This window comes from Streptomyces sp. NPDC006516 (genome assembly GCF_040611875.1).
Lineage (GTDB): Bacteria > Actinomycetota > Actinomycetes > Streptomycetales > Streptomycetaceae > Streptomyces.
Genome location: NZ_JBEXPD010000001.1, coordinates 404,736 through 417,119, shown reverse-complemented (window position 1 = coordinate 417,119; position 12,384 = coordinate 404,736). Strand labels below are relative to the sequence as shown.

General features: G+C 72.2%; 9 protein-coding genes. All 9 read left to right on the top strand.

Annotated elements, in window-relative coordinates:
* Nucleotides 1-7: 7 nt before the first annotated feature.
* A complete protein-coding gene (locus ABZY45_RS01795) occupies nt 8-1,006 on the top strand; it encodes a sugar ABC transporter permease (protein WP_356735053.1) in 999 nt (332 codons plus the stop codon).
* 1 nt (nt 1,007) lies between these two features.
* Entirely contained in the window at nt 1,008-1,910 is a 903-nt protein-coding gene (locus ABZY45_RS01790; RefSeq protein WP_356735051.1) for a carbohydrate ABC transporter permease, read from the top strand.
* 5 nt (nt 1,911-1,915) lie between these two features.
* Nucleotides 1,916-3,181, top strand: a complete 1,266-nt coding sequence (locus ABZY45_RS01785; RefSeq protein ID WP_356735049.1) for a 6-phospho-beta-glucosidase — start codon at nt 1,916-1,918, stop codon at nt 3,179-3,181.
* A complete protein-coding gene (locus ABZY45_RS01780) occupies nt 3,172-4,140 on the top strand; it encodes a BadF/BadG/BcrA/BcrD ATPase family protein (RefSeq protein ID WP_356735047.1) in 969 nt (322 codons plus the stop codon). The genes ABZY45_RS01785 and ABZY45_RS01780 overlap by 10 nt, the downstream gene beginning before the upstream one ends.
* Nucleotides 4,141-4,429: 289 nt before the next feature.
* Nucleotides 4,430-5,818, top strand: a complete 1,389-nt coding sequence (locus ABZY45_RS01775) for a hypothetical protein (RefSeq protein ID WP_356735045.1) — start codon at nt 4,430-4,432, stop codon at nt 5,816-5,818.
* Between the two features lie 11 nt (nt 5,819-5,829).
* Nucleotides 5,830-6,864 carry a glutamate ABC transporter substrate-binding protein gene (locus ABZY45_RS01770; protein WP_356735043.1) on the top strand — a complete coding sequence of 345 codons (1,035 nt, stop codon included), beginning with the start codon at nt 5,830-5,832 and terminating at the stop codon, nt 6,862-6,864.
* Nucleotides 6,865-6,911: 47 nt separating this feature from the next.
* The gene (locus ABZY45_RS01765; protein ID WP_356735041.1) at nt 6,912-8,243 is read left to right on the top strand and encodes a hypothetical protein; all 1,332 of its coding nucleotides are present in this window, start codon (nt 6,912-6,914) and stop codon (nt 8,241-8,243) included.
* The gene (locus ABZY45_RS01760; protein WP_356735039.1) at nt 8,240-10,972 is read left to right on the top strand and encodes a tetratricopeptide repeat protein; all 2,733 of its coding nucleotides are present in this window, start codon (nt 8,240-8,242) and stop codon (nt 10,970-10,972) included. Before ABZY45_RS01765 ends, ABZY45_RS01760 begins: the two co-directional genes overlap by 4 nt.
* Before the next feature lie 2 nt (nt 10,973-10,974).
* Nucleotides 10,975-12,336, top strand: coding sequence for a protein phosphatase 2C domain-containing protein (locus ABZY45_RS01755; RefSeq protein WP_356735037.1), 1,362 nt, complete (start codon nt 10,975-10,977; stop codon nt 12,334-12,336).
* Nucleotides 12,337-12,384: the final 48 nt, after the last annotated feature.

Here is a 12,384-nt window from a genome sequence, read left to right as displayed (position 1 = left end):
CCGATTCATGGCACTGTCCCTCTCCACCCCGGCGAAGTCCGCCGGGCGGGCGACCGAACCGGCCCCCCGCAACTCCCCCCTGCGGCGCAAGCGGAACCGCGAGCGGCTGCGCACCCTGGGGTTCCTCTCGCCCTGGCTGGTCGGCTTCTCCGTCTTCTTCGGGTACCCGCTGATCGCGACCGTCTACTTCTCGTTCATGCACTACAACCAGATCAAGGCGCCCACCTTCGTGGGACTGCGGAACTGGCGGTACGTGCTGGAGCAGATGCCGCTGTTCGGCCCGGCCCTGTGGAACACGCTGTGGCTGGTCGTGGTGATGGTCGCGCTGCGCGTGGTCTTCGGCCTCGGCATCGGCCTGCTGATCACGAAGATCAAGTCGGGTGTCGGGCTGTTCCGCACGGCCTTCTACATCCCGTACCTGGCCCCGCCCGTCGCGGCCACGGTCGCCTTCGTCTTCCTCCTCAACCCGTCCACCGGGCCGGTCAACGAGGTGCTGTCGTGGTTCGGCCTGCACGGGCCGAACTGGTTCAACGACCCGAACTGGTCGAAGCCCTCGCTGGTCCTGCTCTCCCTGTGGGGCATCGGCGACCTGATGGTCATCTTCATGGCCTCGCTGCTGGACGTCCCCAAGGAGCAGTACGAGGCCGCCGAGCTCGACGGCGCGGGCGCCTGGACGAAGTTCCGCTACGTCACCTGGCCCGCCATCACCCCGATCGTGCTGTTCGCCGTCGTCACCGGGGTGGTGCAGACGATGCAGTACTACACGCAGGCCCTCGTCGCGGGGAAGCTCGCCTCGGGCGTCTCCATCGGCCCCGGCACGGTGATCCAGCCCGGGTATCCGGACCACTCCACCCTGACGGTCCCGCAGCTCGTCTACTCGCTGGGCTTCCAGAACTTCAACACCGGCGCCGCGTGCGTCCTTTCCCTCGTGCTCTTCGCCATCGCCATGGCCGTGACCCTTCTGCTGATGCGTAAGAGCGTCGGCCTCATCCCGGCGGAGGACTGACATGACCACCACCACTCTCACCAGGCCGGACGCCGCCGTGCCGAGCCGTCCGAGCGGCGCCGGCACGGCCGGGCAGCGCCGTAAGCGGATCCTGAACTGGATCGCGGTCCACTCGGTGGCCGTCGCGCTCGCCCTGTTCTTCGTGCTGCCCTTCGTGTTCGTGTTCCTCACGTCCGTGATGAGCGACGAGCAGGCGATGAGCGGCGATCTGTGGCCGGGCTCCTGGAACTGGTCGAACTACTCGACGGTCTTCCACACACCCGGATTCCTCGACTGGTGGCGCAACTCGCTGATGTACGCGCTGCTGGGCACCGTGTTCACCGTGTGCTCGTCGGTGCCGGTCGCCTACGCCCTGGCCAAGTTCCGTTTCCGTGGCCGGCGTACGGCGATGATCCTCGTCATCTCCACGATGATGCTGCCGCCGCAGGTCATCATCATCCCGATGTACCTGGTGTGGGCCCAGCAGTTCCACCTCTCGGGCTCGCTGTGGCCTCTGATCATCCCCATGGCGTTCGGCGACGCCTACTCGATCTTCCTGCTGCGGCAGTTCCTGCTGACCATTCCGCAGGAGTACATCGAGTCGGCGAAGGTCGACGGGTGCGGCGAGTTCCGCACCCTGCTCAAGATCGTCGTCCCGATGGCCAAGCCGGGAATCGCGGCCGTGGCACTCTTCCAGTTCTTCTACTGCTGGAACGACTACTTCGGGCCGCAGATCTACGCGGCGCAGAATCCGGGCGCCTGGACCCTGAGTTACGGCCTGGAGTCCTTCAAGAGCGCCCACGCGGTCAACTGGAACCTGACGATGGCGGCGACACTGCTCGTCATGGCGCCGGTCGTCATCGTGTTCTTCTTCGCACAGAAGGCCTTCGTAGAAGGCGTCACCCTCACCGGAGTAAAGGGCTGAGAACCATGAAGCTCGCAGTAGTTGGTGGCGGGTCCACCTACACCCCCGAACTGATCGACGGATTCGCGCGGCTGCGGGACACCCTGCCGGTGGAGGAGCTCGTGCTCGTCGACCCGGCGGCCGACCGCCTGGAACTGGTCGGCGGCCTCGCACGGCGGATCTTCGCCAAGCAGGGCCACCCGGGCAGGATCGTCACCACCTCCGACCTGGACGCCGGGGTCGCCGGCGCCGACGCGGTGCTGCTCCAGCTGCGCGTCGGCGGGCAGGCCGCCCGCAACCAGGACGAGACCTGGCCGCTCGAATGCGGCTGCGTCGGCCAGGAGACCACCGGCGCGGGTGGTCTGGCCAAGGCGCTGCGCACGGTGCCGGTCGTCCTCGACATCGCCGAGCGGGTGCGCCGCACCAATCCCGATGCCTGGATCATCGACTTCACCAACCCCGTGGGGATCGTCACCCGGGCGCTGCTCCAGGCCGGGCACAAGGCGGTCGGCCTGTGCAACGTGGCGATCGGCTTCCAGCGCAAGTTCGCCGCGCTGCTCGACGTGACGCCCGGTGAGGTGCACCTCGACCACGTGGGGCTGAACCACCTGACGTGGGAGCTCGGGGTGCGGGTGGGCGGCCCGGCCGGTGAGGACGTCCTGCCGAAGCTGCTCGCGGAGCACGGCGACGCGATCGCCGGCGACCTGCGCATGCCCCGGCAGATCGTGGACCGGCTCGGTGTCGTCCCCTCGTACTACCTGCGGTACTTCTACGCGCACGACGAGGTGGTGAGGGAGCTCGGCACGAAGCCGTCCCGTGCCGCCGAGGTCGCCGCGATGGAGAAGGAACTCCTGGAGATGTACGGCGACCCGGCCCTGGACGAGAAGCCCGCGCTGCTCGGCAAGCGGGGTGGGGCCTTCTACTCCGAGGCAGCCGTGGACCTGGCGTCCTCGCTGCTCGGCGGCGGCGGCTCCGCGGTGCAGGTGGTCAACACGTACAACAAGGGGACGCTGCCGTTCCTGCCGGACGACGCGGTGATCGAGGTGCAGGCCCGGGTCGACGGCTCCGGCGCGGCTCCGCTCGCCGTGCCGGCGCTGGACCCGATGTACGCCGGGCTGATCGGGCATGTCACCGCCTACGAGGACCTGGCCCTGGACGCCGCGCTGCGCGGAGGCCGCGACCGGGTGTTCAAGGCTCTGCTCGCCCACCCCCTGATCGGCCAGTTCGAGTACGCGGAAGCACTCACCGACAAGCTGATCGCGCACAACCGGGAGCACCTGGCGTGGGCCTGACCGCACATGTGCTCGCGATCGACGCGGGCAACAGCAAGACCGACGTGGCCGTGATCGGCGCCGACGGCACGGTCCTCGGGGCCGGGCGTGGTGGTGGCTTCCAGCCGCCGGTCGTCGGGATCGACGTGGCCGTGGACGGGCTGGCGGAGGCGGTGCTTCCCGCGCTCGAACAGGCCGGGGTCACCGGAGTCGAGCATGTGTCGGCCTGTCTCGCCAACGCGGATCTCCCGGTCGAGGAGGCCGAGTTGGCCGACGCCCTCCGGGCCCGCGGCTGGGGCCGGACGGTGGAGGTGCGCAACGACACGTTCGCGATCCTGCGCGCGGGGGTGGACGAGCCCCGCGGGGTGGCCGTGGTGTGCGGCGCCGGGATCAACTGCGTCGGCATGCGGCCGGACGGTGCCACCGCCCGGTTCCCCGCGATCGGCCGTATCTCCGGTGACTGGGGAGGCGGTTCGGGGCTCGCGGAGGAGGCGATGTGGTTCGCGGCGCGGGCCGAGGACGGCCGCGGGGAGCCGACCGAACTGGCGCGGACCCTGCCGGGGCACTTCGGGCTCGAATCGATGTACGCGCTGATCGAGGCACTGCACCTGGGGCACATCCCGCCCGGACGCCGGCACGAACTGACCCCGGTGCTGTTCGCCACCGGAGCGGCCGGCGACCCGGTCGCGCGCGGCCTGGTGGACCGGCTCGGCGACGAGGTCGTGGCGATGGCCTCGGTCGCGCTGGCCCGGCTCGGCCTGCTGGAGGAGGAGGTGCCGGTGGTGCTGGGCGGCGGCGTGCTGGCGGCCCGCCACCCGGCGCTGGACAGCAGGATCGCCGAACTCCTGGCCGTACGCGCCCCGAAGGCGGTCGTCCGCGTCGTCTCGGCGCCGCCGGTGCTGGGCGCCGCGCTGCTGGGCCTGGACCGGACGGGTGCCGGTCCCCGTACGCACGACAGGCTGCGGGCCCAGTACGTCTGAACCCTGCTGACATGGGCGTCCCGTGGCATCGACCGCACGGGGCGCCCCTCGCGTGTGCGGGAACCGATCGGTCGCCCCGGACGTGTTCATGGTGGGGAGATCAGTCCACCGGGAGCGGCCCGGCCGATCGCCTTGATCACTCGCGCGCGCCCTGATCGAATACGGGGAACGACGCGGGATCGGGGTATTCCTGGTGAATGCCGTTCCCTGCGGCCATACTTCTGGCCGGGCACCAGTCCCCCGTCGGCCGGGGGGTGGGGCCGCCGTCAGTGACCCAGGGGGAGGTCAAGTGACATACCCGCCGAGCGGGACCGCGCCGCGGGAGCCCGGTCCGGACCGGCCGTCCGCGCCAGTGACCGTACCCGCGCAGCGCCGTGCCGTCGCGTCCGAGGCCGTGCACCGGATCCGTGCCGCCGCGACGACCGAGCCGGGCAGGCTGCAGTTCATCGGCGCGGCTCTGGCGTTGCTGGTCGTGGTGTTCGGGGCGGTCACCTATCTGGAGATCTCCGCCCGGGCCTCGGCGGCCCACGACGTGGTGGAGCGCAGTCAGCCGCTGAGCGCGGACGCGGCGAGCATCTACCGCTCGCTCGCCGACGCGGACACGATGGCGGCGAGCGGCTTCCTCGCCGGGGCCCAGGAACCCGCGGACGTGCACGCGCGGTACGAACGGGACATCAAGGAGGCCTCCCGGCTGCTGGTCCGGGCGGCGGCGAGCACCGACGCCTCGACCTCCTCGCACCGGGAGATCACGACGCTGGGCGAGCTGCTCCCCGAGTACACGGGCCTGGTCGAGCGTGCCAGGGCCAACAACCGGCAGGGACTGCCGCTCGGCGGGGCCTATCTCCGTTACGCCAACCAGAAGATGACGAACGAGCTGCTCCCGGCGGCCGAGCGGCTGTACGCGGCGGAGACGGGCCGGCTCGGCACGGACTCGGCCGACGCACGGCGGTGGCCCTTCCTCTCGCTGGGCGCCGGGATCCTGGCGCTGGCGGTGCTGGTCTGGGCGCAGCGACGCAACTACCGCAGGACGAACCGCGTCTTCAACCACGGGCTGCTCGCGGCGACGGCCGCGGCCACGGTGGTCCTGCTCTGGCTGGCGGTGGGACACACGGTGGCCAGGGCCGAGCTGCATGGCGCGATGGTGCACGGGCAGGAATCACTCGACGTCCTGAACAAGGCTCGGATCAACTCGCTGAAAGCGCGCGCGAATGAGAACCTCACGCTGGTCGCCCGTGGTGCCGTACTCACCCCGGACGGCACGCAGGACAAGTACGAGACCGACTACAGCACGGGCATGAAGGCCCTCGGCGCGCAGCTGGAGAGCGCGGAGAGGCTCGCGGACGACTCCCGCGGGAGCGAGCCGGTGGCGGCGGCCGTGCGCGGTGTGTCCGAGTGGCAGGACCGCCACGGCAAGGCCCGGACGACGGACGACCGGGGCGAGTACGAGAGCGCGCTGGAGCAGATCATCGGGCCGAAGGACTCCACGGGTGAGTGCTTCGAACAGGTCGACGCCGCGTTGCAGCGGGCGCTCGCCCATGAACAGGACGAGTTCGACGCGGCGGCCGGGGACGGCCGCGGGGCGCTGGGCGGGCTGCCTGCCGGGGCAGCGGTCCTCGCCGTGCTGGGCGCGGTGGCCGCGATCCTCGGGGTCAACCGCAGGCTCTCGGAGTACCGGTGAGGGGACGAGGGATGACCAGGGCGAAAGGCTGGGCCGCACGGGGAAGGCTGCGCGGCTGGGGCGGGGTGACGGGCATGGCGGTGGCCTGTGCCGTCACCGCCTCCCTCACCCTGCTGCCGCTCGCGCACGGCGACGGGACGTTCGGCGGCCTGAGCGCGGGCCACGGCACCACGTCCGCGGTGCCCGCCGTGGCCGAGGAGTGCACGGACCCGGAGGCGAGTCTTCCCCCGCAGGACGCCGACGGCCCGAGCATCGCGAAGATCCGGGAGCGCGGGAAGCTGATAGCGGGCGTCGACCAGAACAGCTTCCGCTGGGGCTACCGAAACCCCGAGACGGGCACCCTCGAAGGCTTCGACATCGATCTCGTGCGGGCCATCGCGAAGGACATCCTCGGCGACCCCGACGCGGTGATCTTCCGCGCCATCCCCACCAACCAGCGCATCGCCGCGCTGGAGAACGACAGGGTCGACGTCGTCGTGCGCACGATGACGATCAACTGCAAGCGCCTCGAACAGGTCTCCTTCTCCACGGCGTACTTCCAGGCGGGCCAGCAGGTCCTGGCCCCCAAGGAGTCCGGGATCGACGGCTACGACGCGTCGCTGAAGGGCAAGCGCGTCTGCACGGCCGAGGGCTCGACGGCGTACGACGCGCTGCACGAGAACTCCTTCGGCGCGGTCTTCGAGGACGAGCACGACGGGACCGAGCGCGACAAGGACCAGCTGACCGTCCCCAACCAGCTGGACTGCCTGGTGCGCCTGCAGCTCGGCGAGGTCGACGCGGTGGTCACGGACAACGCGCTGGCGGCCGGCCAGGCGGCGCAGGACCCCTCGGTGGAGCTGAAGGGCGACAAGCCGTTCACCACCGAGTACTACGGCGTCGCAACGAAGCTCGGCGCCGACGACCTGGTGGCCCGGGTCAACCACGTGCTGGTCGAATACCGCGCGGGTGGCGCGGACAGTCCTTGGATGAAGTCGTACCGGCAGTGGCTGGCGGAGGGACTGCCCGGCATCAAGGGTCCCCCGGCGCCCAAGTACCGGAGCAACTGAACCTGTCCGGGCCCGCAGGCCCGGCGGCACGAGTGGAGAGGTGATCGATGGGCGTGGCGGGATCCTTCCCCGGCTTCGCGGGGAGGCCCCCCGGCCCGGTCATGGACCGGGACGAGGCGGACCGTGCGCTGGCCCGGCTCGGTGCGGAGCACGAGGCCATCGAGACCTCGCTGCTCGCCTTGCAGGACCACGCCGGCCGCCGGCTCCTGGAGGGCGCCGACCTGACCGGCGTCACCAAGGAACGCTGGGCCGCGACCGAGCAGTCGATCACGCTGCTGTGGGGGTACTTCGACGCCTATGCGGGCGCGCTCGTCCGGGCTCGTGAGATCCGTGCCGCGCGCCGTCACCCCAGCAGGGACGATCTGGCGGCGCTGACCGAGCTGCTGCGCGGCGACAGCGTGACGGTCGCCAACCCGGCCGGTGCGAGGGCTTCGGCCGGCGGTCCGGCCAGGCTCGCCGAGCGGTTCACGCTGGAGGAACTGGTCGCCCGGATGAACGACCTGTACGCCGGCTCGCTGGACATGGTCGTCGCCGCGGACTCCGTGTGGTCGGCACTGCCCGCCCGGATAGACCTGCTCGCGGCGGAGCTGCGCCGCACCCGCTCGCTGGCGCACTCCGTCGGCGTGCGGCCCGGGGAGCACCCGGCGGGGGACGACCTGGAGTCGATCACCCAGGAGCTGATCACGCTGCGGGTGCAGGTGATCTCCGATCCGCTGGCGTTCTGGCTGCCCGGCCCCGGAAGCGCGGCGCCCGGCGGGGGACGCCCCGACACCTCGCGCTACGACCGGGCGGCCCGGGCCCTCGAGGACGTACGCCGGGAGGTCGAGGCGGTGCTCGCGGTCCGGCAGGACGCCGAACAGCGCCTGGCGCGGCTGCGGGACGTGCTCTCGCGGGCGGACCGCACGCTCGCCGAGGCCCGCTCCGCCCGCGGTGAGGTGCTGGCGAAGATCGCCGCGTCCGAGGTGCCCGCGGTCAGCGGGCCGCCGACCGCGCTGCAGGAGCGGCTGGCCGCCGCGTCGGAGTACCGCAGGCACGCCCAGTGGAACCGGCTGTCGCCGCTGCTTGACTCGCTGGAGCGGGAGGCCGAGGACGAACTGCTGCGCGCCCGGGACTCGCTGACCTCGGTGACCGCGCCGCTCGCGGTCCGTGCGGAACTGCGCGGCCGGCTGGACGCGTACAAGGCGAAGGTTGCCCGGCACGGCATGGCGGAGGATCCGCTCCTGATCGAGCGGTACGACGCCGCCCGCCGGATGCTGTGGAGCGCGCCGTGCGATCTGCGGGTCGCCGGGCAGGCGGTGCTGCGCTATCAGCAGGCCGCCGCGGACCTGCTGACACCGCGCCGCCGGGACGAGCACGACGGACTGGGGGAGAGATCATGAGTACGCAGTGCCAGCGCCCCTCGTGCGAGGGCGCCTACGAGGACATGGGCGGCGGTGAGCTGTACTGCGACACCTGCGGCCTCGCGCCGGTCGTGTCACCGACGGGCATGGTGAGTTCGCCGCCCACGGGCATCGCGGGCGGCGGCAGGGCCCCCGGTGGGCGGGACAGCGCCAGCACCTCCCGGCGCACCGGTTCCCAGCCGTCCTCGCGCTCCTCGTCCCGCTCCTCGACGTCCCGGCGTTCGGTCTCCGGGCGGCTCTCGCGTTCACTGTCGGGCGGTTCCACGTCCCGTTCGGTGTCGGTGCGCTCCTCCGGATCGTCCACCAGCGCCGCCTCGGGGCGCGGCAGGCTGGGCGCGGGACTGGTGCTCGTGCCCGACGTGCCGCGGCCCGACCCGTACACGGCGGTCATGGAGAATCCCGAGGTGCCTGAGCGGAAGCGCTTCTGCTCGCGCTCCGACTGCGGTGCCCCGGTGGGCCGGTCGCGTGGCGATCGGCCCGGCCGCACCGAGGGGTTCTGCACCAAGTGCGGGCATCCCTACTCCTTCGTGCCCAAGCTGCGCGGCGGCGACATCGTGCACGGGCAGTACGAGGTCGCGGGCTGCCTGGCGCACGGCGGGCTCGGCTGGGTCTATCTCGCGGTGGACCGCGCGGTCTCCGACCGCTGGGTGGTCCTCAAGGGCCTGCTGGACACCGGTGACCAGGACGCCATGGCCGCGGCCATCTCGGAGCGGCGCTTCCTCGCGGAGATCGAGCACTCCAACATCGTGCGCATCTACAACTTCGTGGAGCACCTGGACCAGCGCACCGGTTCGCTCGACGGCTACATCGTGATGGAGTACGTCGGCGGGAAGGCGCTCAAGGAGATCGCCAACGAGCGCCGCACCCCGGCCGGGAAGCGCGATCCGCTGCCGGTCGAGCAGGCGTGTGCGTACGGCATCGAGGCGCTGGAGGCCCTCGGCCATCTGCACAGCCGCAATCTGCTGTACTGCGACTTCAAGGTCGACAACGCGATACAGACCGAGGACCAGCTCAAGCTCATCGACATGGGCGCGGTGCGCAGGATGGACGACGACGAGTCGGCCATCTACGGCACCGTCGGCTACCAGGCTCCGGAGGTGGCCGAGACAGGCCCGTCCGTCGCCTCCGACCTCTACACCGTCGCGCGGACGCTCGCGGTGCTCACCTTCGACTTCCAGGGGTACACGAACGTCTTCGTGGACTCGCTGCCCGACCCGGACAACATCGAGGTGTTCCGGCGATACGAGTCGTTCTACCGGCTGCTCGTGCGGGCCACGGACCCGGATCCGGCCCGCCGGTTCGCTTCGGCCTCGGAGATGGCGGAGCAGCTGACCGGGGTGCTGCGGGAGGTGGTGGCCCTGCAGACGGGGCGGCCCCGCCCGGCCCTCTCGACGCTGTTCGGCACGGAACTGCGTGTGACGGACACGGAGTTGTTCGCGGAGCTGACGGGCGAGGTGTCCCTGCTCGGCGTGCGCGGGGACCGGGCGGGCGGGCGGGGAGGCTTCGGCCGCCGTCGCACGGCCGCCTCCGCCGCCGCCCTCCCCTCTCCCGCTCCGGCGGCCGTGGCGGCCGTGCCCTCTTCCTTCGCGGCCCCGCAGCACGTACCGGCGGGCGCGGGCCCGGTGTACGCGCCCGACACCCATGTCCGGGGCGGCACCGGGGGCGGCGGGGCCGTGTACGCGCAGCCCCAGCCGGCCGTCCCGGCGCCGCGCGCCGCGCTCTCCGAGCCCGTGCGGCTCCCGGCGGCCGGCCTCCGGCTCACCGTGTTCGACGCGCGGGCGACCTCGCTGGCCCTTCCGGTCCCCCGGGTCGATCCGAACGATCCCAACGCCGGGTTCCTCGCCGGGGTGATGACCTCGGCGCCGGCGGAGCTGATCTCGGCGCTGCACTCGGTTCCGGCCGCCTCGCTGGAGACCAGGCTGCGGGAGCTGCGCGCCCGTCTGGAGCTGGGCGACCTCGACTCCGCGGTGCGGGCCCTGACGGCGGTCGAGGCGCAGCACCCGGACGACTGGCGGGTCGTCTGGTATCGCGGGATCACCTCGCTGGTGACCGGCGACAAGGAGAACGCCGCCCTGTCGTTCGACGCGGTCTACGACGCCTTCCCCGGTGAGCCCGCTCCGAAGCTGGCGCTGGGCATCTGCGCCGAGGTGCTGGGCCAGCTGGACAACGCGGCGGAGTACTACCGGCTGGTGTGGGCGACCGATCCCAGCTTCGTCAGCGCCGCCTTCGGCCTGGCCCGGGTGCAGATCGCCGCGGGCGACCGGGCCGGGTCGGTGCGCACGCTGGAATCCGTACCGGAGTCGTCGATCCACTACACGGCGGCGCGGGTGGCGGCGGTGCGGGCCCGGCTGCGCGGGCGGGCCCCGCAGGAGCCGTTGATCCACGATCTCTCGGCCGCCGCCGACCAGGTGACGGCGCTGAAGGGTTTCGGCCTGGACGCGGTGCGGCGTGAGCGGTTGTCGACCGAGGTACTGGGTACGGCACTCGACTGGGTACTCTCCGGTAGTCCCACAGCTCAGCCGTCCGGTCCGGCCTCGCCCGCTGCCGCGGGCCCGAGGGCGGTGCTGGGCAGCGAACTGGACGAGCGGGGCCTCAGGTTCGGCCTGGAACGCTCGTACCGGATGCTCGCCCGGCTCGCGCAGCGGGGCGACGAGAGGATCGAACTGGTGGAGCGGGCCAACCGTTTCCGCCCCCGGACCTGGGTGTGAAGATGTCACAGAGCCACCAGCAGGCCTCCTTGCCGGGATGCCCCAGCTGCGAGGAACCGCTGGAGTCGGGCGACCTGTTCTGCGGTGCGTGCGGGTACGACCTGTCGGCTGTGCCCGCGCCGCCGGACGACCGTCCGACGGTCGCCATCACGGTGCCCGCGCGGAGCGCCGGCGCGCCTGGCGCCGGTCAGGTGGAGTGGCCGCGTGCCTCCGAGACCGACAGCTCCGATCTGCCGGCCCCCACGCACCGTCCCGCCGACCTGCCGGGGGTGGACTCGGGCGGCACGCCCCTGCCCACCGCCGCCCCGGCGGCGGTCCGCTTCGACGAACCGGACGGCCCGGCCGCCTCCGGGGACGAGTCGGGCGACGCCTCGGGCGACTTCGGGCCGGCCGCGCCCGATCCCCGTACGGTGGAGCACTCCGCCGCCGGGTCGGTGGCCGGTGCCAAGCTGTGCGTGGCGTGCCGCTCGGGCCATGTGGACGCGGACGGCTACTGCGAGAACTGCGGCCACGCCCAGCCGCGCGAGCGGGACCACATGGAGCAGGAGCTCGGTTCGGTGGCCGCGGTCAGTGACCGGGGCCTGCGCCACCACCGCAACGAGGACGCGTTCGCGGTGTCCTCGACCGCTCTGCCCGACGGCTCGCCCGCCGTCGTCGCGATCGTGTGCGACGGCGTCTCGTCCGCGAGCCGCCCCGACGAGGCGTCGGCCGCGGCGGCGAGCGCCGCCAACGAGTCGCTGCTGGAGTCGCTGCCGCGCGGCACGCATCCGCAGCAGGCGTTGCACGAGGCCATCCTGGCCGCTTCCGAGGCCGTCAACTCCCTCGCGCAGGAGCCCGGCCAGGCGATGGAACACGACCAGCACCGCCATCAGAACGCCCCGGCCTGCACCCTGGTCGGCGCGATCACGGCGGGTGACCTGCTCGTCGTCGGCTGGGTCGGCGACAGCCGTGTCTACTGGGTTCCCGAGGACCGCTCCAGCCCGCCCGCCCGGCTCACGGAGGACGACTCCTGGGCCGCGCAGATGGTGGCGACGGGCCTGATGAGCGAGGCGGAGGCGTACGCCGACGAGCGCGCCCACGCCATCACCGGCTGGCTCGGCGCCGACGCCTACGAACTGGAGCCGCACACCGCGTCGTTCAAACCGGACCGGCCCGGCCTCGTCGTCGTGTGCACCGACGGCCTCTGGAACTACGCCGAGGCGGCGGCGGACATGGCCGCGGCCGTTCCGGCGGACGCGTACGAACGGCCGTTGCACGGCGCCCGGGTGCTGGTCGGGCACGCGCTCGACGGCGGGGGCCACGACAACGTAACAGTGGCCCTGCTGCCGTTCGCCGTGGCGGCCCGAGGGGCAGGATCGGCCTGAGCCGGGCCACGGCCCCCTCGTCCTGCCCGTCCCGTCTCCTCGCGCGCC